We start from the raw sequence: 23,240 nt of genomic DNA, 5'->3' as shown, positions 1-23,240 counted from the left end.
CTCATTTCCCAGCTTGCAATGCGGCCTGCGACGCCAGCGCGGCGGCGGATTGCTCCGCCGCGGGCTCCTCGGCGGCGGCGGGCGCCGCCCGGGTCGTCATCCAGATGTTGTAGAAGCCGATGGCCGCCCCGACGAGGAACATCAGGCCGCCGGTCGCGCGCGCGATGTAATAGGGATGCATCGCGACGAGGGAATCGAGGAAGGAATAGGCCAGGGTGCCGCTTTCATTGTAGGAGCGCCACATCAGGCCCTGGATGATGCCCGAATTCCACATGGCGAAGACGTAGACGAAGGCGCCGGCCACCGCGAGCCAGAAATGCACCTCCACCAGCACCGGCGAATACATCCGCGCGCGTTTCCATAATTGCGGCACGAGATAGTAGAACGCGCCGAAGATGATCATCGAGTTCCAGCCCAGCGTGCCGGCATGGACATGGGCGACGGTCCAGTCGGTGTAGTGGGACAGCGAGTTGACCGGCCGGATGGCGAGGAACGAGCCCTCGAAGGTGGACAGCCCGTAGAACACGGCGGCGACCATCATGAACCGCAAGGTGGCGTCGTCGCGCACCTTGTGCCAGGCGCCGTTCAGCGTCAGTAGCGCGTTGGCGGCGGCGATCCACGACGGCACCAGCAGCATGACGGAAAAGGTCATGCCCAGCGTCTGCACCCAGTGCGGCAATGCCGTGTAATGCAGGTGGTGGGAGCCGACCCAGATATAGAAGAAGGTGATGCCCCAGAAGCCGATGATCGACATCCGGTAGGAATAGATCGGCCGGCCGGCGCGTTTCGGCAGGTAGTAATACAGCATGCCGAGAAAGCCCGCGGTCAGGAAGAAGGCGACGGCGTTATGGCCGTACCACCATTGCACCATGGCATCCTGGACGCCGGAAAACAGGGAATAGCTCTTGGCGCTGCCCAGGGAAATCGGCAGGGCCAGATTGTTGACGATGTGAAGCATCGCCACCACCAGGATGAAGGCCAGGAAATACCAGTTGGCGACATAGATATGCGGCTCCCTGCGGCGCGCCAGGGTGCGCAGGTACAGCACGAAATACGTGACCCATACGATCACCAGCCAGATATCGGCATACCATTCCGGCTCGGCATATTCCTTCGACTGGGTGATGCCGATCAGATAGCCGCTGGCGGCGAGCACGCAGAACAGGTTGTAGCCGACCAGCACGAACCAGGCGCTGAGCTGATCCGGCAGGCGGGTGCGCGACGTCCGCTGCATGACATGGAACGAGGTGGCGATCAGGGCGTTGCCGCCGAAGCCGAAGATCACGCCGGTCGTATGGATCGGCCGCACCCGGCCGAAACTGGCCCAGGCGGTGTCGAAGGTCATTTCCGGATAGGCCAGAAGCCAGGCCACCCAGTCGCCGACGAGCATGCCGACCATCGCCCAGACCATGGCGATGAGGATGCCGGCCTTGATCGGCTCGTCGTAATAGCTCGTCAGGCGCGTTTCGGAGGGTTCGGGCTTGTAATAGCCGTGGATCACCGCGAAGGCGCAGGCGAGCCCGAAAAACAGGATCACGAAGCCGTGGGTGGCGAGCGCGTCGCGCTGTCCCGCCCAGGCCAGAACCAGACCGCACAAAGCGACCAGGATCGAGATGAGGAGCGCGATCTGGCGCTCGCGGGTAGTCAACGTCGATATCATGCTGCGATCTGTTCTTTTAGAGGTTTCCCAGCGCGCTTGGCGCGATACCTGCCGCGACGCCGGCGCCAAGCCGCCCGGCGTGCTTTAACATGTATTGTATATACCGCAATTAGGAACGCAAAGCATGAGGCGTCATGTCGCAGCGCAGCATCGGTGCCCGGCGCGGTGCAAACGCGGCATACGCAGATATGCCAAACGCAACACGGTTTATCGAGGGGAATTATGAACGGCCGGGATGCTTTGGAGCGGGTGAGGGGAATCGAACCCCCGTCGTAAGCTTGGGAAGCTTCTGCTCTACCATTGAGCTACACCCGCTTCGCCGGGCGAAGATAGCGAAGCGGTCCCAGGCTTTCAACGCCCGGCTTGCAACGGCCGGCATTCAATACCTGGCTTTCATAGCCCGGGCGGATCAGGACAGGCCGCCGCGCAGCGTCTCAGGCGCCAGCGCGAAGACGCGGGCCAGGCCGTCCCAGCCGGCGGCGGTGACCGCGACGGCGCGGCTATGCGGCCGGCGCTCGATCCAGCCCAGCTCGAAGCAGCGGCTGGCGATCGCCGCGCCCAGGCCGCCGGCCAGATGCGGCACCCGTTCGCTCCAGTCCAGGCAGGGCCGGGCGAAGCCGCGCCGCTGGCGCGCCACGCTGTCGACATCGATGCCGATCCCGGCGAACAGCCGATAGCCCTCCGCGGTGACGCCGAAATCGCCCTGCTCGCTGCCGCTCTCGCGCAGGCAGTCGGCGGCCAGCAGGCGATTGAAGATCTGCACGCCGATCCGGCCGGCCAGGTGGTCGTAGCAGGTCCGCGCCTGGCGCAGATCCTCGGTCAGCGCATGATTATGCCGGTGCCGCGGCATCGCGCGCTCGCCGGCCAGGGCCATCAGGCCCTCGATGGCGCAGGCGACCAGGCCGTTCGCCAGCCGGTAATAGCGGTGCCGGCCCTGGCTGGCGACGGTCAGCAGCTTGCCGTCGACCAGCTTGGCCAGATGGCCGCTGGTGGTCTGCGGCGTGACGCCGGCGGCGAAGGCGAGTTCCTTGGCTGTGCGGGCGCGGCCATCCATCAGCATGCGCAGGATGTTGGCGCGCGCCGGATCGCCGACGAGGGCGGCGACGAGCGCGAATTGCGGCTCGGTGCCGGTAGTGCTGGCGGCGTTGCTCATGCGCCCAATCTAGGCAGGCGGCCGCGGCGAGGCAATGCGGCATGCTTCGGCCGCGACCGAAGCGACGGCGCGCGACAGGCGCATCCGGGCGGCTTATTCAGGCGGCAGCGACGTGACGGAGAGCGCCATGCAGCAAGCGGGAGCCATCGAACAATTCGGCGGTCGGCTGGGCCGGCTGATCGACCATGCGCTGTTCCGGCTGGCGCGGCCCGGCCTGGCGCTTGCCACGCGGCTGGTGCAATGGCAGGCCAATGCCCGCGAACGCGCCCGGCTTGCCGCCCTGATCGAGGAGGCCCCGGTAAACGATGCCCCGGTAAACGAAGCCCCGATAGTCGATGTATTGGGCGACAAGATCCTGAAGGATGTCGGGCTGAGCCGCCGCGACATCCTGGCCGAACTGCGCAAGCCGCGCTGGCGGCGCTAGCGTCAGATCGGAAAGATCAGGCAGGTCGTCGTGCCGGTGGCGTAGAGCTTGCCGTTGGCATCGACGATGCGGCCTTCCGCCGTGCCGATCCGGCTGCCGACCTGGATCGCCTTGCCCTCGGCATAGACGGCGCCGACGCCATCCGTGATGGCGCGCACGAGGCTCACCTTGTATTCCAGCGTGGTATAGCCCATGCCCTTGGGCAGCATCGACTGCACCGCGCAGGACATGCAGCTGTCCAGCAACGTGCCGGCATAGCCGCCATGCACGCTGCCGATCGGGTTGTAATGCTTGCGCTCCGGCCGGCCGGCGAAGACGACGCGGCCCGGCTCGGCCTCATGCACCCACATATTCATCAGCTCGGCGATCGGCGCGCCGGGCAGTTCGCCGGCCAGCATGCGCTGGAACAGTTCGAAGCCGGACATCTGGCGCAATTCGTCCAGCGAGAGCGAGCGGTATTCGCGGATCTTGGGCGGCTGGGCATCGGCGCTGCGGCCGGCATGGGCTGGCGCGGCGGGCGCCGTCGGGGCGGCGGACATTCGGCTCTCCTGGCTTGTCGGATCATTTCATATTGTGTATATACACGATATGGCCTTGCCGCAATCCCTTTCCGCCGCCGGTCCGCCGCCGGCGATGCCTCGGCCGGCGCCGGACGGCCGCGAGGACTGCCTCTGCTTCTTGCTGCGCGCGGCGGCGCGGCGGGCCAGCGCGCTGTACGGCCGGCATCTGGCGCCGCTCGGGCTCGGCCTGGCGCAGCATGCCCTGATCGGCATGGCGGCGGCCTTCGAGAAGCAGAATGGCCGCCCGGCGACGCTGAGCGAACTGGCCGCGGCGCTCGATCTCGACCGCACGACCCTGACCCGCAACATCAGGCCGATGATCGCCGCCGGCTATATCGCGGTCGGATCGGCGCGCCGGGGCTTCGGCCGGGGCGGCCGCGCCAAGGCGGTGCGCGCGACGCGGGAGGGCCGCATGGTCTATCGCGCCGGCGTGGCGCTGTGGCGCCGGGCGCAGGACGAGATGATCGCCGGCCTGGCGGAAAGCTATCCGGCGCTGGCGCGCGGCCTGGCCGCCGCGATCGCCGCCACGCCGGGGCCGGCCGTCGACAGTCCGGCCATCGACAGTCCGTCCGCCGAATAATCCGGCGTAATTGCACAAGAAATCACCGCCAAATCCGCCTTTCCGGCCCATGCTTTGGTCGAAGGGCGCCGTGCGATGCTTGTCGATTGCAGCCTTTTGGAGGCATCATTCGGCACATCGCGAGGAAGCGCCAAAGCGCCCCGGCAGAGAACCGAAAGCTAAAAACGAAAAGTGTTGAGGAAGGGAGAGTTGACCATGGCCGACAATGAGTTGTTTCCGGTAGCGGCGGACTGGGCCAAGCGGGCCTGGGTGGATGCCACCCAATACAAGGCCATGTACGAGAAATCGATCCAGGATCCGGAAGGCTTCTGGGCCGAGCATGGCAAGCGCCTCGACTGGATCAAGCCGTTCACCAAGGTGAAGGACGTCTCCTACGACAAGAAGGATCTGCATATCCGCTGGTTCCATGACGGCGAGCTGAACGTTTCCGCCAACTGCATCGACCGCCATCTGCCCAAGCGCGCCAACCAGACCGCGATCATCTGGGAAGGCGACGATCCGGCCAAATCCGAGCATATCACCTACCAGAAACTGCACGACGAGGTCTGCCGCTTCGCCAACGTGCTGAAGGCGCATGGCGTCAAGAAGGGCGACCGCGTGACCATCTATCTGCCGATGATCCCGGCCGCCGCCTATGCGATGCTGGCCTGCGCGCGCATCGGCGCGGTGCATTCGGTGGTCTTCGGCGGCTTCTCGCCGGACAGCCTCGCCAACCGCATCCAGGATTGCGACAGCCAGTTCGTCATCACCGCCGACGAGGGCCTGCGCGGCGGCCGTCCGGTGCCGCTCAAGGCCAATACCGACGCCGCGCTCAAGACCTGTCCGGGCGTGAAGAAGGTCCTCGTCGTCAGGCATACCGGCGGCAAGATCGACTGGACGGCCGGCCGCGACATCTGGCTGCATGAGGAAGCCGCCAAGGTGCCGGCGACCTGCGCGCCCGAGCCGATGAATGCGGAAGATCCGCTGTTCATCCTCTATACCTCCGGCTCGACCGGAAAGCCGAAGGGCGTGCTGCATACCTCCGGCGGCTATCTCGTCTTCGTCGCGATGACGCATCAATACGTCTTCGACTATCACGACGGCGACATCTACTGGTGCACCGCCGATGTCGGCTGGGTCACCGGCCACAGCTATATCGTCTACGGCCCGCTGGCCAACGGCGCTACCACGCTGATGTTCGAGGGCGTGCCGAACTACCCGGACGCCTCGCGCTTCTGGCAGGTGATCGACAAGCACAAGGTCAACATCTTCTACACCGCGCCGACCGCGATCCGCGCCCTGATGCGCGAGGGCGAGGCGCCGGTGAAGAAGACCAGCCGCGCCTCCCTGCGCCTGCTCGGCTCGGTGGGCGAGCCGATCAATCCGGAAGCCTGGCTCTGGTATCACCGCGTGGTCGGCGACCGCCGCTGCCCGATCGTCGATACCTGGTGGCAGACCGAGACCGGCGGCATCCTGATCTCGCCGCTGCCCGGCGCGATCGCGCAGAAGCCCGGCTCGGCGACGCTGCCGTTCTTCGGCGTCAAGCCGGTGATCGTCGATGGCGACGGCAATGAGCTGACCGGCGCCACCGAGGGCAATCTGTGCCTTGCCGATAGCTGGCCGGGCCAGATGCGCACCGTCTATGGCGATCATCAGCGCTTCATCGACACGTATTTCAGCACCTTCCCGGGCAAGTATTTCACCGGCGATGGCTGCCGCCGCGATGCCGATGGCTATTACTGGATCACCGGCCGCGTCGACGACGTCATCAACGTCTCCGGCCACCGCATGGGTACGGCGGAAGTCGAAAGCGCGCTGGTGGCCCATTCCAAGGTGGCCGAGGCCGCCGTGGTCGGCTATCCGCACGAGATCAAGGGCCAGGGTATCTATGCCTATGTCACGCTCAAGGCCGGCATCCAGCCGTCCGAGGAGCTGCGCAAGGAGCTGGTCGCGCATGTGCGCCAGCAGATCGGCCCGATCGCCTCGCCCGACCTGATCCAATGGGCGCCGAGCCTGCCGAAGACCCGCTCGGGCAAGATCATGCGCCGCATCCTGCGCAAGATCGCCGAGAACGAATTCGGCAATCTCGGCGACACCACGACGCTGGCCGATCCGAGCGTGGTCGACGATCTGGTCAACAACCGGATGAACCGGGGCTGACGGAGCTTACAGGGAGGAACGGCCCGCAAGAGGCCGGCTTTCGGGGGCGTCTGGGCAACCAGGCGCCCTTTCCTTATCCGCTCTTGCTCGCGCTTATCCGCCCTTGTCCGCGGCCGCTTTGCCGGGCAGCGGCGCTGCGGCAGCCAGCTTGCCGGCCAGCGCATGGATCTGCGTCGCGATCTCTTCGGCCTGGTGCAGCCGGTGATCGAGGGCGGCGGCGGCGCGGCCTTTCTCGGCGAACGGCGCCGCCGTCGGCATCGGCGTCGCGGGCAGCTCCGCCACCGAGCCGCCGAGCAGCCGGCGCAGCCGGACATGCGACTGCGCCAGCCGGCGTTCGGTATCGACCGGCGGCAATTCGCCGCGCCGCCGGCGCAGCAGCAATTGCAGGGCCGCCAGCAGGCCGGAGAGGCGGTAATTCGACACCAGCAGCGACTGCAGCACGCCAATATCGTAGCGCCGGCCGCCCGGCTCCTGCGGAATGCGGCGGATCATGCCGGCGAAATCGCCGATCGCATCGAAGGCCTGCTTGCGGGCCAGCCGGTAGGCCTGTTCCTGCAGGGCCAGACGCAGGCTCTGATGCGCATAGCGCCGGTTGGCGCGCAGCAATGCCGCGACGCGGTCCTGCAGCGTCTGCCGCTCCCAGGACGGCAGCACGAAGCTGAACAGGAAGGCGATGGCGGCGCCGACCGCCGTGTCTAGCAGGCGCTCGATCAGCAGCACCTCCTGGCCGGAATCGAGGAAATGCAGCAGCAGCAGCGCCATCACCGCGCCGGCGATCGAGGTGATGCGATAGCGCACCGCCGCATAGGCATGGGCCGCGCCGATGCCGAGGAAGATGATGCCGAGCAGCGCGTATTCGGGAAGCACGCGCAGCGCCACCGCCGCCAGCACGCAGCCGATCAGGTTGCCGATCAGGCGGTCCTTCTGGCGCTGCCGCGTGGCGCTGTAGCTGGCCCGCATGATCACCGCGACGGTGAGCAGGATCCAGCTGCCATGGTGGAAATAGCGGGTCATGGTTTCGGCGACCGCGAAGGCGCATAGCATCGCGCCGGTCAGCCGCAGCGCGTAGCGGAAGATCGGCGAGCGGAAGCGGATCTGGCGCAGCAGCGTACGCAGGCGGTAGGGCTGCGGCGGCAGGAAGGCCGCCAGATCGATGCGGCCAAGCACGCTGCGCGCCACCGCCGGATCGCGCAGGGCCTTCTGCAATCCGACGAGGATGTCCAGGCTGTGCGTAACTCGGACCAGCACCGCGTTCAGCTCGGCGCGCGCGCGTTCGCTTTCATGGCCGGCATCGTGACGGCCGCCTACCGGGCGCGATTGCAGGACCTGCCCGGCGATCCGGCCGAGATTCCGCCGCAGCGGCTCCACCGCCGCGCTCATGCTGCCGCCGCGCACCTCCTGTGCCAGCGCATCCAGCCGGTCGGCGGCGGCAAGGATGTTGTCGCGGATATCGCCAAGGAAGGCCGTATCGCCGTAATGCCGGCGCAGCAGGACGAAGTCGCCCTGGCTGGACAGCACGCTCTCGAAGGCGTCGATCAGCAGCACCAGCGCCGCCGCCATCTTCTCGTGCTGGGCGTCGCGCAATTGCCGGAACAGCAGGTTCCTTGCCGTCTGCACGCGCTCCATCAGCGTGACTTGACGTTCGATCAGGGCACCATAGGTCAGGTCGATCTCCGCCGCGGGATCGTACAGTCCGGCCTTGCAGCGGATATAGGCGGCGAAGGCCTGCAGGGCGTCGATCAGCGCCAGGCGCTTGTAGCGCATTTCCAGGATGCGCGCCGTGAGGATGCCGTAGACGGCGTAGCCGATGCCGCCGAAGGTGAACAGCATGGCCTGCCGCAAAGCGGCATCCGCAGGCTTCAGCGCCGGCATCGTGGACGCCGCGTGTACCTGGGCGCCGAGCGCCAGCACCAGGGCCAGGATCATCGCCATGCAGAGCGGCAGGGTGGTGCGGCCATAGACCGTGACCATGGCCGCGCCGAAGCTGGTTGCGGCGATGATCGGGACCAGCAGCCAGGGATTGCTGCCGCTCAGGCCCACGGCGACAGTGATCAGCCCGCCGCCCAGCGAGGCGGTGATGAAGCCGGGCGGCTTATGCTCGGGAGGGTCGGGGATGTCGACGATGCTGACGCACATCGCCCCGACCATGGCGGCGGCGGCGGCGATCTGGCCGGCGGCCAGGCCGGCGAGCAGGGCCACGATCAGCACGCCGATTGCGGCCGTCACGCCGCTCATCAGTTGCTGCGCGGGCAGCGCGAAGGCGGGGAACGGGAAACGGGCCGGACGTCGCAGGATCATCATTGCGGCTGAGGGGTTTAGATAACGGGTTGTAGCACAGAGACGGCGCGGGCCGGCAGATATCTGTCGCTTGGCAGGGCGCCGGCGCCGGCCGCGCCGGTGGCCGCAGCCGAATTCGGCCCCAGGTAGAGCCGGGCCAAGGTGGGGGCCGGGCCAGAGTAGAGGAGATAGCGATGCAGCAAGACGATTGGGACACAAAGGAGCGCGTGGTTCCCACCGAGAAGGCCCGCGCCGCTGCCAAGACCGGCCATATGCGCTACGTGCTGGGCTTTGGCCTCATCGGCGTCATCGTCGCCTTCTTCCTCGCCTGGCTGTTCATGTATAGCTGACGGACGAGGAGAGTGCGGCGCCCCGGATGACAGGCGTGAATCCCCTCAGGTCCAGCCGCCATCCACCACGAAATTCTGTCCGGTGCAGAGCCGGCTATCCTCGGCGGCGAGCCACAGCACCATGCGCGCGACATCCGGCGGATAGAGTTTTTCCTTCAGCGCCTGGCGGTCCATGATTTCGGCCTCGCCGGCCGGGGTCAGCCATAGCCTGCGCTGGCGCTCGGTCATGATCCAGCCCGGCATGACGCAATTGACCCGGATGCCATGCGGACCGAGCTTGCGCGCCAGGCTGCGGGTCAGGCCGTTCACCGCCGCCTTGGCCGCCGTGTAAAGCGGCAGGTCGGGCTCGCCGATCACCCAGCTGATCGAGCCCATGTTGATGATGCTGCCGCCGCCGGCCTGCTTCATGTCCGCCAGCACGGCCTGCGCGGCGAAGACCTGATGGCGCAGGTTGATCGCCATGCGGTCGTCGAAATAGGCCGGCTCGATCGCCTCGATCTCGTGCCGGTCGTCGTTGGCGGCGTTGTTGACCAGGACATCGATGCGGCCCAGCGTCTCGCTGACCCCGGCGATCACGTCGCGCAGGGCGTCGATGTCGCGCAGATCGCAGCGCAGGAAAAGCGGCCGGACCTGGCCTTCCTCGCCGTCATCGACCAGCCGGGCCACCAGCGCCCTGGAGGCCTCGACGTCGATGTCGAGGAAGGCGACGCGCGCGCCCTGCCGGACGAAATGCTCGACCATCGCGGCGCCGATGCCGCTGCCGCCGCCGGTGATCAGCACCACCTTGCCGCGCAGGCTGGGATAGATCGCAAAGCTGCCGGCCATGTCCGCCTCCAGTCTCGCCCCGGCAAAAACCTAGTCTGGCGCGGCCCGCCGGCGAGCCGGCGGCTTTCCTGCTCCGGGGCGAAGCCTGGAACGAGATGCGAAGAGATTACGGCTATATTGACTTTATTCCTTGAATATCTATATTGTTCCGTAACTCTGTCAGGAGGAGATTGCCATGCGCGAAGACCGATGCGATCCGAACCAAGCCGGGGCGGCATCGGCAGCCCTGCCGGCCGTGCCCTTTGCCGAATCCCGCTTTTCCACGCCGCGCCGGCGGCGGCGCATCGACTGGGCGCGGGCCGCCGGCCTAGTCGCGGAGGGGCGGGCGCTGCAGGACATCGCCGCGATTGTGGGCATCCCGGAGGAGCGGTTCTGGCGGCATTTCGGACAATCCGAACGGTTCGCGGCCTGATCCGCCAGGCGGCCGCGCGGCGGCAGGCGCTGGCTGCAATGGCCGGCGCGGCCAGGCCGGAATAAGCCGGAATAAGGCGCGTTAAGCCGGAATAAGACGGAATGGTTCAAAACGGTTCGGAATGGTTCGCAGCGGGACGGGGCGGGCGCAAACGGTCCGGACCGGGCCGGACCGGGCCGGAACGGTGCTGTGCCGTATCTGGCCAGCCATCTTCGCCGGCATCTTGGCGCCGCGCCGCGCGGCTCCATCTTGTAGGCCTGGCTGAGGCATTCCTGTGAGGAAAGATGGCCCGTTCGATGACATGGCTGCTCGCCGCGCTCGGCCTGTGGTACGCCGCGCCGGCCTGGGCGCAGTCCGATACGGTTCTGCGCACCGAGGCGGCGAAGCTGCGGGTGGTCACCATCGCCAAGGGTCTGGACAATCCCTGGGCGATCGCCTTCCTGCCGAACGATCGTCTGCTAGTCACCGAGCGGCCCGGCCGCATGCGGGTGATCGGCAAGGACGGCAAGCTGTCGGCGCCGCTCAAGAATGTCCCCGAGGTCTTCCATTCCGGCCAGGGCGGCCTGCTGGATGTCATCCTCGATCCCGATTTCGCCACCAACCGCACGATCTATTTCACCTATGCCGAACCGGGTCCGGAAACGGAGCGCGAGTCCGGCCCGGATACGGGCGCCAGGGACGGCGCCGGCACGGCCCTGGCCCGCGCCCGCTTCGCCGAGACGGAGTTGCAGGATGTCGAAGTGCTGTTCCGCCAGCAGCCGAAGCTGACCGGCGGCAATCATTTCGGCAGCCGCGTCGTGGTCGGCTCCGACGGCAAGCTCTGGCTCGGCATGGGCGAGCGCTTCCGCTTCGATCCGGCGCAGGATCTGTCGAACGATCTGGGCAAGATCGTGCGGCTGAACAAGGACGGCAGCATTCCGCCCGATAATCCCTTCGTCGACCAGGAGGGCGCCAGGCCGGAAATCTGGTCCTACGGCCATCGCAACATCCAGGGCCTGGCGGTCAATCCGATGACCGGCGTGGTGTGGGAAAGCGAGCACGGCGCCAAGGGCGGCGACGAGATCAACATCCCCGAAAAGGGCCGCAATTACGGCTGGCCGGTCATTGCCTATGGCGTGCATTATTCCGGCGAGAAGATCGGCATCGGCACCGAGGCGCCGGGCATGGAGCAGCCGCTCTATTACTGGGTGCCGTCGATCGCGCCCTCGGGCATGGCCTTCTATACCGGCAGCAAGCTGCCGGCCTGGAAGAACAACCTCTTCATCGGCTCATTGAAATTCGGCACGCTGCACCGGCTGGTGCTCGACGGCACCAAGGTGGTGCGCGAGGAGCGGATCAATCTCGGCGCCGATATCCGCGACGTGCGCAACGGGCCGGACGGCTATCTCTACGTCGCGACCCGCAACGACGGCCGCATCCTGCGGCTCGAGCCGGCGAAGTAGGGCTCAGCCCATCTCGCCGGTCTTGGCGTTATAGTTGTTGATGATCCGGTGCAGCACGTCCAGCGTGTTGCGCTGGATCGGGTCCTGCCCGTTCAGGATCAGGGTCAGCGAGACGCGCGTCATGCCAAGGCGCGCGGCGACCTGGTCGATGGTGATGTTGCGCGCCCGGCAGGCCATATGGACCTCGTCGAACGAGCCCTTGTCGAGGAAGACGCGGCCCCAATTGTCGCGGCCGGTGAGCTTGATCGGCTTGATCTCGGGAACCGCCTGCGTCGGCTTGGGCTTCGGCGCCACCGCCTTCACCGCCGGGCGCGCCGCCGCCTGCCGGTGCGGCGGCCGCCACTCCGGGTCGCGCTCGAACACTTCGAGCTGCGGCGCCTGCGCGATCAGATGCTCAAGCATCTTGCGCATGTGATCGAGCAGGCTGCCGCTCGAGCCGCTGGCCTCGGGCCCGTCCTTGAGCACGTGGCTCAGCTCCTCCAGCCGCTTGAGCCGGGTGGCGAAGAATTCGCGCGCGCCGAAGGGCAGGGCGGCGCGCGATTCGATCAGGTTCTCCAGATAGGTCTGGGTGACGTCGATCTCGACCTTCAGGATCTTGGCCCGCATCTGCACGACATAGCCGCGCAGCTCGTCGCGCCGGCCGGTCTTGAGCACCGACAGGCGGCCCTCGGCCATCTCGGCGGCCTGGTGGAAATCGTCGACCAGATCGGAAAACTTGCGGAAGCTGGCAACGCTGGCGCGCTTCTCGTCCGAATCCTCGGTGAACTTGAAGATCTGGATGGCGCGCTGTTCGATGCGCGAAACCAGTTCGTTCGCTTCCTGGTTATGAGCGTGATTATCTACTGTCGTCATCGGGCGGATGATGGTCGGAACACCGTTACATTAACCTTAACATTATTGGCGGATCGATACGAAAAAGGTTCTGCAATGTTAACGCGTTAACCCTTCCCTGGCGGCCAGGGCGGCGGTCCGCTCCAGCGCCCGTTCGAAGCGGTCGAACATCTCGTCGATCTCGCTTTCGGTGATGATCATCGGCGGGCAGAAGGCGAGGGTATCGCTGCCCATGGCGCGCTGGATCAGGCCTTCCTCCTGGGCGAAGCCCATGCAGGCGGCGCCGATGCCCGCGGCGGCGGGGAAGGAGCGCTTGCTCGCCTTGTCGGCGACCAGTTCGACGGCGCCGATCAGGCCCATGCCGCGCGCCTCGCCGACCAGCGGATGATCGGCTAGCCGGCGCAGCCGCGCCTGGAAGCGCGGGGCGACGGCGTTGACATGGCCGAGCATGTCGCGCTCCTCGTAAAGTTCGAGCGCGCGCACCGCGACGGCGGCGGCGACCGGATGGCCGCCATAGGTGAAGCCGTGGCCGAAGGTGCCGATCCTGCCGGAATTGTCGCGGATCGCGTCGTAGACCTGTTCGGGCACCAGCACCGCCGAGATCGGCAGATAGGCGCCGGAAAGCTGCTTGGCGCAGGTGACGAAATCCGGCTTGTAGTCCAGGGCCTCGGCGCCCCAGGGCTTGCCGGTGCGGCCGAAACCGCAGATCACCTCGTCGGAGATGCTGAGTACGTCATGCTTTTTCAGCACGGCCTGGATGGCGGGAAAGTAGCCTTTCGGTGGCACGATCACGCCGCCGGCGCCCATCACCGGCTCGGCGAAGAAGGCGGCGATGCTGTCGGCGCCTTCGGCGGCGATGAAGGCGTCGAGATTGCGCGCCAGCCGCGCGGTGAAGTCCGCTTCGCTCTCGCCCGGCTCGGCGAAGCGGTAGTAATGCGGGCAGTCGACATGCTTGATGCCGGCGATCGGCAGGTCGAAATCGCGCTGGTTTGCCGGCAGGCCGGTCAGGCTGGCGGTGGCGACGGTCACGCCGTGATAGCCCTTCTGCCGCGACAGGATGGTCTTCTTCTTGGTGCGGCCGCGCGCGTTGTTGTAGTACCAGATCAGCTTGATCAGCGTATCATTCGCCGCCGAGCCGCCTTCGGCGAAGAAGACCTTGCCGACCGGCACCGGGCTGATCGCCTTCAGCTTCTCGGCCAGCGCCACGACCGGCGGCGTCGTCTTGTGCCCGAAGCCGTGATAGAAGGGCAGCTTGCGCATCTGCTCGATGGCGGCATCAATCAGCGCCGGCTCGCTGAAGCCGAGCCCGGCGCACCACAGGCCGGCCATGCCCTCGATATATTCCTTGCCCTGGTCGTCGTAGACATAGATGCCCTTGCCGCGCTCGATCACCAGTGGGCTGGCGGTCTCGTGCTTCACCAGGTTGGTATAGGGATGCAGCACATGGGCGATGTCGCGGGCAGCGAGCGAGTTGGGCAAAGCGGTCATGGGGCGGGCCTCCTGGGAAGGCCGTCAGTAGACGGCGAAAACCGTCCGCTGTCAAAATATGTGAAACTCCGCCCTGTTCCGATCGCCGCCCGCTGGCTAAGCTTTTGCGATGACGATGCATCCGACCATCACGCTGGTTTCGCCGGCCGACGGCATCCTGCTGCGGGGCTATGAATGGCAGCCGGCGCAGCAGCCGCGCGCCGTCGTGGTGATCGCCCACGGCATGGCCGAGCATGCCGCGCGCTATCACCGTTTCGCCGCGGCGCTGGCGGCGGCGGGCCAGGCCGTCTATGCCTTCGATCACCGCGGCCACGGCCATACGGCGCCGAGCGTGTCCGAACTCGGCCATATGGCGGACCGTGACGGCTGGAACCGGGCAGTCGCCGATCTGGCCGGCATCTGCGAGATGGCGCGGCAGCGCCATCCGCGCGTCCCGCTACTGTTGTTCGGCCATTCCATGGGTTCGTTCATGGCGCAGCAATTCCTCTACCAGCACGGCGCCATGCTGGCCGGCTGCGTGCTCTGCGCCTCGAACGGCAAGCCGCCGAAGATCGCCGCGCTCGGCCGGCTGATCGCCCGGCTGGAACGGCTGCGCGTCGGGCGGCGCGGCATCAGCATGCTGATCCACGCGATGTCGTTCGGCGCCTTCAACAAGCGCTTCGCGCCGGCGCGGACGGAATTCGACTGGCTGTCGCGCGATCCGGCCGAAGTGGACAAATACATCGCCGATCCCTTCTGCGGCTTTCCGATGACGGTGCAGTCCTGGATCGATCTGCTCGACGCCCTGGAGGCGATGGCGCGGCCAAAGAACCAGGCGCGGATTCCGAAAACCCTGCCGGTCTTCGTCATCGCCGGCCGGCATGATCCGGTATCCGTCGGCGGCAGGGGCCTGCAGCAATTATTGGCGGCCTATCGCGCGGCCGGCCTGACCAGGGTGGAAAGCAAGTTCTATCCCGAAGCGCGGCATGAATTGCTGAACGAGATCAACCGCGACGAAGTCACCGCCGATATCATCGCCTTCTTCGAAAGCTGCCTGAGCGCGCTGCGCGGCTGAGGCGGCTATCGGCGCCTGTGTCCGTTGCCGCCCCTGCCATTGCCGCCGCTGACGCTGCTGCCGGCAGGCGATCCGTCCAGTCCCGGCACCGTCGCCAGATTGTCGTAGATCCGGTGCAGCAGGGCCTTGAGCTGATCGGCTTCGGCATCGCTCAGGCCGGCCAGCGCATGCCGCTCCAGCCGTTCCGCCGCCGGGGTCAGCCGCCCGGCGAGGGCCTCGCCCGCCGCGGTCAGGCGGATGGCGATGGCGCGGGCGTCGGCCTCGTCGCGTCCGCGGCTGACAAGGCCGGCCGCTTCCATGGCGCCGACGACGCGCGACAGCGTGGAGATTTCGATGCTGGTGCGCTGGGCCAGTTCGGTCAGCCGCTGTCCGCCGCGTTCGCGCAGGGCGGCCAGCACGCGCCAATCCTGCAGCGAAATGCCTTCGCGGCGCAGCACGGCGCCGAAGCGCATCGCCATGGATACGCCGGCACGGTTGATCAGATAGGGAAGATACCGGTCGAGATGGAGAGCGTCGGGATGGGAGGTGGGTGGCTTGGCGGCGGTCACGGTGCGGCCTTGCGAGCGCCGGGGCCGGTCAGGCCCCCAGCTTGCCGAGCACCGCTTCGATCTTCTGCTTCATCGTTGCGGCGTTGAACGGCTTCACGATGTAGTTGTTGACGCCGGCCTGGATCGCCGTCTTGACCATCTCGGTATCGCGCTGCCCCGTCGCCATGATGAAGGGCATGCGCTTGGTCAGCGGGTTGCTGCGGATCGTCTTGAGCAGGGTCAGACCATCCATCCCGTCCATGTTCCAGTCGGAGATGATCAGATCGAACTTGTTCGAGTTCATGCACACGAGCGCCTCGGCCCCGTTCTTGGCCTCGACGACATTCTTGATGCCGATCTCCTGAAGGCAATAGCGGGCGATACCGCGCATGCTCATCTGATCGTCGACAATCAATACCCGAAGAGTGCTGGCCGAAGGCATATATCCGCCCCTCGTTGATCTCCACACTGGCCGGTCCTGCCATCCTGGCGAACCCGCATCCCTACTTGGACTTCCATCCCGCTGTTTAACCTAAAAGTTCACTTATCTCAACGCTGCTTGCAGCGGTTCAGGATTTCCTCCGCGACATGCCCGATCGCTACCTCCGCCTGTACCGCGCCCATCAGTTTCGCGGCCTTGGGCATGCCGTAAACCAGGCTGGTCGATTCGTCCTGACCGATGGTCTGGGCACCGGCTTCCAGCATTTTCTTCAACCCGGCAGCGCCGTCCTTGCCCATGCCGGTCAGGATCACGCCGATGGCGTTATGGCCGGCATGCTCGGCCACCGAGTTGAACAGCACGTCCACGGAGGGACGATGGCCAGAAACCGGCGGATCATGGTTAAGCCTGGTGTAATAATGGCCGCCGGAGCGATACAGCGTCAGATGAAAGTCGCCGGGTGCGATGTAAACATGGCCCGGAAAGACGCGAACGTTGTCCTTCGCCTCGGAGACCGCCACGGCGGAGAGTGAATCGAGGCGGGCGGCGAAGCTGCCGGTGAAGCGCGGCGGCATGTGCTGGGTGATCAGGATCGGCGGGCTGTCGGGCGGCAGCACCGTGATCACTTCCTTGAGAGCCTCTACCCCGCCGGTGGACGAGCCGATCGCCACGATGATATCGGTCGAATTGAAGCCCGGGCCGGGAGTGAGCCGCTTCGGCGTCTGGCCTTCCACCGGGCGGTTGCGCGCTACGACGCGGGCCGTGGACGCCATCTTCACCTTGGCGATCAGCTCCTGCTTGATCTCTTCCAGGGCATGCTTGATGTCCAGCGTCGGCTTGGGCACGAAATCGACCGCCCCCATTTCCAGCGCCTGCATGGTGATGGTCGCGCCCTTCTGGGTCAGCGTCGAAACCATCACGACCGGCATGGGGCGCAGCCGCATGATCTTCTCGAGGAAGGAGATGCCGTCCATGTTCGGCATCTCGATATCCAGCGTCAGAACGTCGGGATTGAGCTCCTTGATCATGCTGCGGGCGATCAGCGGATCCGGCGCCGCGCCGACGACTTCGATTTCCGGATCGCTCGACAGGGCGCTGGTCAGCAACTGCCGGATCAGGGCGCTGTCGTCGACGATGAGGACTCTGATTTTCTTGCCCGTCACGGCGCTACTCCCCATACCCCGCCAGAGCCGGGGTCAAGCGATCTTGCGGTGAATGTTCCGCCCCAACAATTTGAACCGCTCGGTGATACCGAACAAGTTTTCCGAATGGCCGATATACAGGAAACCGCCCGGCACCAGCAGGTTGGCGTAGCGGTCGAACAAGGTCCGCTGCGTATCCTTGTCGAAATAGATCACGACATTGCGGCAGAAGATGGCGTCGAACGGCCCCTTCATCGGCCAGTCGCCGATCAGATTGAGGTATTTGAAGCTGATCAGGCCGCGCGCCTCGTCGCAGAGGCGGATCTTGTCGGCTCCGTAGAGTTCGAAATATTTCTTCGCGATATCCGGCGGTATGCCGTCCAGGGCGGCTGCCGAATAGACGCCCTCGGCGCCGCGCCGCACCATCTCGGTATCGATGTCGGTGGCGAGGATTTTGGCGTCCCACTGCTTGATGTCGGGCATCGCGCGCAGCAGCGTGATGGCGATCGAATAGGGCTCCTCGCCGGACGAGCAGCCGGCCGACCAGATGCGCAGCCGCCGGCCCTGGGTCGTCGCCCGCGCCCGGATCTCCTGCAGCGCCGTGCTGCCGAGATGCTCGAAATGATGGTTCTCGCGGAAGAACTTGGTGAGGTTGGTGGTCAGCGCGTTCAGCGTCGTGCCGAGTTCGTCGCGGCCCTCTTCGGAGCCGATGAACTCGATATATTGCCGGAAGCTTTTGAAGCCCAGTTTGCGCAGCCTTTTGGCCAGCCGGGCATAGACCATGTTCTGCTTGGTGGGGCCGAGCTCGATGCCGGTCCGCTGCTTGAGCATGGCGCGCAGGAAGGCATAGTCGTCGGCCGAGAAGCTGAACTCGCGATCTTCCGGGACCGGCACGATGGCGGCCAGCTTGGCGTTTCGCGCTTGCGTCTCGACGGTCATTGTCCGGCCATCGGCAAAAGGTCAGGCGGCGCTCGCCGCCTCCGCGGGACCGCTCAGCATCGGCTTGTCGACGCCGTCGGCGGCTTCCAGCATGCGGCCGGAGAACATCCGGTCGAGACCGATGAGGCCGACCATGCGCTCGCCGACGGTGATCAGTCCCTCCATGAAGCCGATGCCGTTGACCTGCTCCATGCTGGGCATGGCGCGGATTTCATCTTCGTTGATGGTGATGATGTCGGAAACCGCGTCGACCAGGATGCCGACGATGCGCGAGGCGACGGACACGATGATGACGACATTGTATTTCGTCGGTTCGGTGCGCGGCATGCCGAAGCGGGCGCGCAGATCGAAGATCGGCACGATGGCGCCGCGCATGTTGATCACGCCGCGCACCACTTCCGGCGTGTTGGGCAGCGGCGTGGTTTCCGACCAGGCGCGGATTTCGCGCACGGCCATGATGTCGACGCCATATTCCTCGTTGCCGACCGTGAACGATATGAGCTGCACGGTGCGGCTCGAACGGCTGGCCTGTTCGCCATCCCGTTCGCCACTTTGTCCGTTGCTGTTGCGCGGTTCAGCAGATGCCATACTCACCACCTTCCACCTCAGGCGCTGACTTCGAGCGCGGGAGCAGCGAGTTGCTGCATCGCCCGCGGTGACGGGCGATTGGCCTCGTGCTCGGCGATGTATTTGATGCCGGCGACGTCAAGGATCAGCGACACGCGGCCGTTGCCCAGGATGGTGGCGGCGCCGACACCGCGGATCGGATCGAAATTCTCTTCCAGGCTCTTGATGACGACCTGCTGCTGGCCGACGATTTCGTCCACCACCAGCCCCATTTTCGCGCCGTCTTCCAGTTCGACGATGATGACCAGTGCCTTGGTCGGATCGTCGATGCCGTTGGGCACCTTGAAGATGCGGTGCAGATAGACCAGCGGCACGTACTCGCCGCGGATGCGCAGCAACTCGCTCTGATTGGCGACGATGTTGATCTGGTCGGGCTCGGGCCGCAGGCTCTCGACGATATTGGCCAGCGGCAGGATGTAGGATTGTTCGCCGACGCGCAGCACCATGCCGTCCAGCACGGCTAGGGTCAGCGGCAGCGTCAGGATGAAGCTGGAGCCCTGGCCGGGGCGCGACTGGATATGGACGCGGCCGCCGAGCGACTGGATGTTCTGGCGCACGACGTCCATGCCGACGCCGCGGCCGGAAATGTTCGACACCGTATCCGCCGTCGAGAAGCCCGGCAGGAAGATCAGGTTATCGATCTCTTCGTTGCTGAGCACGGCATCGGGCGCGATCAGCTTCTTCTCGATCGCCTTCTTCATCACCTTCTCGCGGTTGATGCCGCGGCCGTCATCGGTGATCTCGATGACGATGCGGCCGCCGCGCTGGTCGGCCGAGACATGGATCACGCCCTCCGGCGGCTTGCCGACGGCGACGCGCTCGTCGGGGCTTTCGATGCCGTGGTCGCAGGAATTGCGGATCATGTGGGTGAGCGGATCGCCGAGCTGCTCGATCACCGTCTTGTCGATTTCGGTATTCTCGCCGCTCATGTCGAGGCGGATCTTCTTGTTCGTCATCATCGCCAGTTCGCGCACCAGGCGGGGCAGACGGGCGAAGACGCTCTTGACCGGCTGGGCGCGCATCGCCATCACGCTTTCCTGCAGATCGCGGATGTGATGCGACAGCTCGGCCAGGCCGTTGGCGAGTTCGGGATGCTGATCGGCATGCAGATGTTCCGTCTGCTGCGCGATCATCGCATGGGTGATGACCAGCTCGCCCACCATGTTGACCAGCTTGTCGACGCGGTCGAGATCGACGCGGATCGAGCGCACGGTCTTGGTTTCCGCGCCGCCGCCGGCCTCGGCCTTCGCGGCGGCCGGCTTGGCCGCCGCCGGTGCGGCGCCACCCTGCTCGGGCTTGCGGGGAGCGGCCGCGGCAGCCGGCTTGGCGGCGGTCTCGGCAGGGGCAGCCGTGAAGCTGACCGGCTTGGCCTCGACCACCGGCGCGGCGGGCGCCGCCTCGGATGGCGGGTTGAGGCAGGTGACGTCGAGGTCGCAATCGTCGAGGACGAATTCGAACACGTCGCGGATGGCCTGCTCGCCGCGATCGGTGTCGATCTCGAATTCCCACTTGATATAGGCGCCTTCGGGCTGGATCTGATCGAAGGCCGGAATGCCCGAGGCATCGGCGCGGGCGAGGAAGCCGCCAAGCTCCTTCAGCTCGCGGATCAGGATCAGCGGCTCGTTGGCGCGCTGATACAGCGCGTCGCGCGGCGCGAACTTGACCAGGTATTTCAGCATCGGCGCCTTGGCCGGCGGCGCGGGCTTGGCCGGCGCCGCTTCGGCCGCAGGCGCTTCGGCATTGAGGGTATCGGGCCCGCCGGCGGCCAGTTGCGCGTCCAGCGCGGCCAGTTCGGCGTCCGCCGCGTTGGGGTCGGCATTGACGCCGACGGTGGCGGCAAGGTCGATCAGCGCCTTGCGGCCCTCGTTTTCATGCTCTTCCGGCAATTCGGTGCCGCTCTGCGCGGCGCGGACCAGGTCGGACAGGATATCGGCGCAGCGCAGCACCAGCAGGACGGAGTCCGGCGCCGGCTCGAGCCGGCCGTCCCGCATCAGATCCAGGACGGTTTCGAAGATATGGGCGAAATTGACCAGACGGTCGAAGCCGAAGGCGCCGGCGCCGCCCTTGATCGAATGGATGGCGCGAAAGACCGCGTTGAGCGTGTTGTTGTCGCCCTCGCCAGACTGGAGCGCCATCAAATGGCCTTCCAGGTCGCCAAGCAACTCCTCGCATTCTGCGAAGAAGGTCTGTCTGAACTGGGCTAGATCATCCATGTGGCGCGTCCCGCTTCTGCTCCGCGTCTCTGCCGGCCAGCTTACGGGCTGACCTTCCGAATCACCTCCAGCAGCTTGCCCGGGTCGAATGGCTTGACGATCCATCCGGTGGCGCCGGCGGCCCGGCCTTCCTGCTTCTTCGCCTGGCTGCTTTCGGTGGTCAGGATCAGCACCGGCGTTGCCTTGTTCGCGGCCTTCTTGCGCAATTCCTTGATGAAGGTGATGCCGTCCATAACCGGCATGTTGATGTCGGTGATGATCACGTCGACCGTATTGCGGTCGAGCAGTTCGAGGCCTTCCTGGCCGTTCTCTCCTTGAATGACCTCGTAGCCGCCCTGCTTCAGAGCGAACTGAAGCATCTGCAGCATCGTCTTCGAATCGTCTACGGTAAGAACCGTCTTAGTCATGTCTGTACCGGCCATTTCATGAGAAACGAGAACAGGCCCAAATCGTCGAATGCGGAAACGAAGGCGTCGCTCGGCGCCTTGATGACGAAGGGGATTCCTTGCTGCTCCATATGCTGGGCGGCCGAGAGCAGGATCTGCACGCAAGGGGTCGACAGCCGGTCGACGGCGGAGGCGTCGATCTCCACCTTGCCGGGATGCGCCATGACCTCGTGGAAGCTATGCAGCAGCGGCTCCGCCGCCCGCAGGTCCATGCTGGCAACAAGCCCGAGCCGGGCCGTGTCGTCGGACTTGCTGATCGTGAACGGTTCCATCCACCTTTCCCCCTGGGCCCCATGCCTTCGAGCCCCCCGATACCACACGGAAAGCGGTATCAGGTAAAATCCAACTTAACCTAGCCGAGGGTCCGCCGGGACGGAAGGGGGATGACGCGGTCATTACCAAAAAACCACAACGGCGCCCGAGGCTTCGCTGAACTTCACTAACGGAGTGTGAATCTATTGCGGGCGGGTCTGGTCGATGGTTCCGTGCTGGGCGGCGCGCATCGCACGGATGATGTCGTGGTAGCGCTGGCGCAGTTCCTGGCTGGTGCCGCCGGCAAGCTGGAACATCAGTATGATGGCATTTTCCAGATCGTCGGCGCAGCGGCCGATGCTGTCCAGGTCGCCATCGGCCATCTCGGTTTCGCCAAGCTGGCGCAGGTAATCCACGATCCAGAGGGAACGGACGGCAAGCTGCGACAGCGAAAGGTCGTGGAAGCGGGTTTCGGTATTGAAGCGGTCGCCGATGGTGCCCAGCAGCGCCTTGGCCTTGGCCGCGGCGGGGTCGTCATCGATTCTGCGGCCGGCCTCGCCGATCGGTTCGATCTCGACATCGATCACGGCGTCGGCGGGAATGGCCGCGCTCTCGGCGTGAGCAGCGCCATCAGGATCGGTCGGCAGCAACCCTTGATCGAAGTTCACAGGCTTTCCCGTCACTACAGATGGAAACGCCGAGGCGAATCAGCTTGCTGACCTTAGCCCATGCCGATTCGCAGGGTCAAGTTTGAACCGCTAGATCACGGGGTTGTCACCGTGAGCGGCCACAACGTATTGGGTTTGCTGGCGGATCAGCCGCGCCCGCCGATGCGGGCGCCGGTTTTCAGCACGACCTTTTCCAGCCCGGCCACCAGCTCGCGGCCGATCGCGCCGCCATCGCCGCTGACCTTCTGGCTGAGCACGACATAGAGCGCGTCGATATGCGGCGAGACGACGGCGGCGCTGACCCTGGCCTCGGCATGCTCGAGGCAATGCTCCAGGTAATTGCTGAGGTAATGCGTGATGGTGGTAACCAGCGGATAGCCGAAGGTGCCGCCCAGCCCCTTCATGTCCCAGCAGATCCGCAGCATCTTCTTGACCCCTTCGGGGTCGTTGAGATCGGTCTGCTTCATCTCGTCGAAGGCGGCGCGCATGCGGTCGAGATCGTCATCGGCCCATTTGGCATACATCTTATGCCCCAGCACCTGGATGGCGATTTCCGCCTCCTTGAGCGCCTCCTTGTCGATGCCGCCGCTGCCGACCTTCATCTTCAGGTAATTCGGCGGCGTGACGAATTGCGCATCGCCAGGCTGCCTGACATCGGCTCCCGTCACCTTGGCGTTGTCGTCGTCAGCCATGCTCGCTATCGCCGCTCCCTGACAAAGGTAATGAATGCAGTCGGCATTACACTATCGTTCACAAGCTAAACTTCCGTTGACGTCGCCGCAATGGAATATG

General features: G+C 65.7%; 24 protein-coding genes and 1 tRNA gene. 7 read left to right on the top strand and 18 right to left on the bottom strand.

All coding sequences use genetic code 11. The features are described from left to right. Position 1: 1 nt before the first annotated feature. From ccoN to VF194_RS15435, 3 genes are all read right to left on the bottom strand, one after another. A complete protein-coding gene (gene ccoN / locus VF194_RS15445) occupies positions 2-1,660 on the bottom strand; it encodes a cytochrome-c oxidase, cbb3-type subunit I (RefSeq protein ID WP_330892081.1) in 1,659 nt (552 codons plus the stop codon). A 241-nt stretch (positions 1,661-1,901) separates the two neighbouring features. Then, positions 1,902-1,975: transfer RNA gene (locus VF194_RS15440), tRNA-Gly, on the bottom strand. A 94-nt stretch (positions 1,976-2,069) separates the two neighbouring features. After that, positions 2,070-2,813 (bottom strand): helix-turn-helix transcriptional regulator, encoded by a 744-nt coding sequence (locus VF194_RS15435; RefSeq protein WP_330892080.1) that lies wholly within the window; start codon positions 2,811-2,813, stop codon positions 2,070-2,072. 127 nt (positions 2,814-2,940) lie between these two features. Here VF194_RS15435 and VF194_RS15430 point away from each other — a divergent pair, with 127 nt between their 5' ends. Further along, positions 2,941-3,237 (top strand): hypothetical protein, encoded by a 297-nt coding sequence (locus tag VF194_RS15430; RefSeq protein WP_330892079.1) that lies wholly within the window; start codon positions 2,941-2,943, stop codon positions 3,235-3,237. Between the two features lie 2 nt (positions 3,238-3,239). Here the strand turns inward: VF194_RS15430 and VF194_RS15425 are convergent, their stop codons facing one another. Continuing rightward, positions 3,240-3,776, bottom strand: coding sequence for a PaaI family thioesterase (locus VF194_RS15425; protein WP_330892078.1), 537 nt, complete (start codon positions 3,774-3,776; stop codon positions 3,240-3,242). 55 nt (positions 3,777-3,831) lie between these two features. Between VF194_RS15425 and VF194_RS15420 the strand changes: the two genes are divergently transcribed. Both VF194_RS15420 and acs read left to right on the top strand, forming a co-directional pair. Continuing rightward, positions 3,832-4,377, top strand: coding sequence for a MarR family winged helix-turn-helix transcriptional regulator (locus tag VF194_RS15420; RefSeq protein ID WP_330892077.1), 546 nt, complete (start codon positions 3,832-3,834; stop codon positions 4,375-4,377). A 195-nt stretch (positions 4,378-4,572) separates the two neighbouring features. After that, positions 4,573-6,516 carry an acetate--CoA ligase gene (acs, locus tag VF194_RS15415; protein ID WP_330892076.1) on the top strand — a complete coding sequence of 648 codons (1,944 nt, stop codon included), beginning with the start codon at positions 4,573-4,575 and terminating at the stop codon, positions 6,514-6,516. Between the two features lie 93 nt (positions 6,517-6,609). Here acs and VF194_RS15410 read toward each other — a convergent pair whose 3' ends face one another. Further along, positions 6,610-8,751: an FUSC family protein gene (locus VF194_RS15410; protein ID WP_330892075.1), complete on the bottom strand. Its 2,142-nt coding sequence runs from the start codon at positions 8,749-8,751 to the stop codon at positions 6,610-6,612. Positions 8,752-8,987: 236 nt separating this feature from the next. Between VF194_RS15410 and VF194_RS15405 the strand changes: the two genes are divergently transcribed. Continuing rightward, complete coding sequence (locus VF194_RS15405; protein ID WP_330892074.1) at positions 8,988-9,143, top strand: hypothetical protein; 156 nt, start codon at positions 8,988-8,990, stop codon at positions 9,141-9,143. Between the two features lie 45 nt (positions 9,144-9,188). Here VF194_RS15405 and VF194_RS15400 read toward each other — a convergent pair whose 3' ends face one another. Next, complete coding sequence (locus VF194_RS15400; RefSeq protein ID WP_330892073.1) at positions 9,189-9,968, bottom strand: SDR family oxidoreductase; 780 nt, start codon at positions 9,966-9,968, stop codon at positions 9,189-9,191. Between the two features lie 175 nt (positions 9,969-10,143). On the opposite strand from VF194_RS15400, the gene VF194_RS15395 reads away from it, so the two are divergent. After that, complete coding sequence (locus VF194_RS15395; RefSeq protein ID WP_330892072.1) at positions 10,144-10,380, top strand: hypothetical protein; 237 nt, start codon at positions 10,144-10,146, stop codon at positions 10,378-10,380. A 284-nt stretch (positions 10,381-10,664) separates the two neighbouring features. After that, positions 10,665-11,822, top strand: a complete 1,158-nt coding sequence (locus tag VF194_RS15390; RefSeq protein ID WP_330892071.1) for a PQQ-dependent sugar dehydrogenase — start codon at positions 10,665-10,667, stop codon at positions 11,820-11,822. Between the two features lie 3 nt (positions 11,823-11,825). Here VF194_RS15390 and VF194_RS15385 read toward each other — a convergent pair whose 3' ends face one another. Then, complete coding sequence (locus VF194_RS15385) at positions 11,826-12,674, bottom strand: hypothetical protein (RefSeq protein ID WP_330892070.1); 849 nt, start codon at positions 12,672-12,674, stop codon at positions 11,826-11,828. A gap of 78 nt (positions 12,675-12,752) precedes the next feature. Continuing rightward, entirely contained in the window at positions 12,753-14,141 is a 1,389-nt protein-coding gene (locus VF194_RS15380; RefSeq protein WP_330892069.1) for an aspartate aminotransferase family protein, read from the bottom strand. A 109-nt stretch (positions 14,142-14,250) separates the two neighbouring features. Here VF194_RS15380 and VF194_RS15375 point away from each other — a divergent pair, with 109 nt between their 5' ends. Beyond that, complete coding sequence (locus VF194_RS15375) at positions 14,251-15,195, top strand: lysophospholipase (protein WP_330892068.1); 945 nt, start codon at positions 14,251-14,253, stop codon at positions 15,193-15,195. 5 nt (positions 15,196-15,200) lie between these two features. Here the strand turns inward: VF194_RS15375 and VF194_RS15370 are convergent, their stop codons facing one another. From VF194_RS15370 to VF194_RS15325, 10 genes are all read right to left on the bottom strand, one after another. Next, positions 15,201-15,743 (bottom strand): MarR family transcriptional regulator, encoded by a 543-nt coding sequence (locus VF194_RS15370; protein ID WP_330892067.1) that lies wholly within the window; start codon positions 15,741-15,743, stop codon positions 15,201-15,203. Between the two features lie 28 nt (positions 15,744-15,771). After that, a complete protein-coding gene (locus VF194_RS15365; protein ID WP_330892066.1) occupies positions 15,772-16,164 on the bottom strand; it encodes a response regulator in 393 nt (130 codons plus the stop codon). Between the two features lie 107 nt (positions 16,165-16,271). Further along, positions 16,272-17,324, bottom strand: a complete 1,053-nt coding sequence (locus VF194_RS15360) for a chemotaxis response regulator protein-glutamate methylesterase (protein ID WP_330892065.1) — start codon at positions 17,322-17,324, stop codon at positions 16,272-16,274. Positions 17,325-17,357: 33 nt separating this feature from the next. Further along, positions 17,358-18,242, bottom strand: a complete 885-nt coding sequence (locus VF194_RS15355; RefSeq protein WP_330892064.1) for a protein-glutamate O-methyltransferase — start codon at positions 18,240-18,242, stop codon at positions 17,358-17,360. 21 nt (positions 18,243-18,263) lie between these two features. Then, positions 18,264-18,830 (bottom strand): chemotaxis protein CheW, encoded by a 567-nt coding sequence (locus VF194_RS15350; protein ID WP_330892063.1) that lies wholly within the window; start codon positions 18,828-18,830, stop codon positions 18,264-18,266. A 17-nt stretch (positions 18,831-18,847) separates the two neighbouring features. Then, positions 18,848-21,082, bottom strand: coding sequence for a chemotaxis protein CheA (locus VF194_RS15345; protein WP_330892062.1), 2,235 nt, complete (start codon positions 21,080-21,082; stop codon positions 18,848-18,850). A 41-nt stretch (positions 21,083-21,123) separates the two neighbouring features. Further along, the gene (locus VF194_RS15340) at positions 21,124-21,489 is read right to left on the bottom strand and encodes a response regulator (protein ID WP_330892061.1); all 366 of its coding nucleotides are present in this window, start codon (positions 21,487-21,489) and stop codon (positions 21,124-21,126) included. After that, positions 21,486-21,800 (bottom strand): STAS domain-containing protein, encoded by a 315-nt coding sequence (locus VF194_RS15335; RefSeq protein WP_330892060.1) that lies wholly within the window; start codon positions 21,798-21,800, stop codon positions 21,486-21,488. Before VF194_RS15335 ends, VF194_RS15340 begins: the two co-directional genes overlap by 4 nt. 183 nt (positions 21,801-21,983) lie before the next feature. Beyond that, positions 21,984-22,448, bottom strand: coding sequence for a hypothetical protein (locus VF194_RS15330; RefSeq protein WP_330892059.1), 465 nt, complete (start codon positions 22,446-22,448; stop codon positions 21,984-21,986). Between the two features lie 146 nt (positions 22,449-22,594). Next, the gene (locus tag VF194_RS15325) at positions 22,595-23,140 is read right to left on the bottom strand and encodes a hypothetical protein (protein ID WP_330892058.1); all 546 of its coding nucleotides are present in this window, start codon (positions 23,138-23,140) and stop codon (positions 22,595-22,597) included. Positions 23,141-23,240: the final 100 nt, after the last annotated feature.

Source organism: Ferrovibrio sp. (genome assembly GCF_036381655.1).
Taxonomy (GTDB): domain Bacteria; phylum Pseudomonadota; class Alphaproteobacteria; order Ferrovibrionales; family Ferrovibrionaceae; genus Ferrovibrio.
Note: the sequence above shows the minus strand (reverse complement) of the source record. Positions and strands in the feature narration are given on the sequence as shown.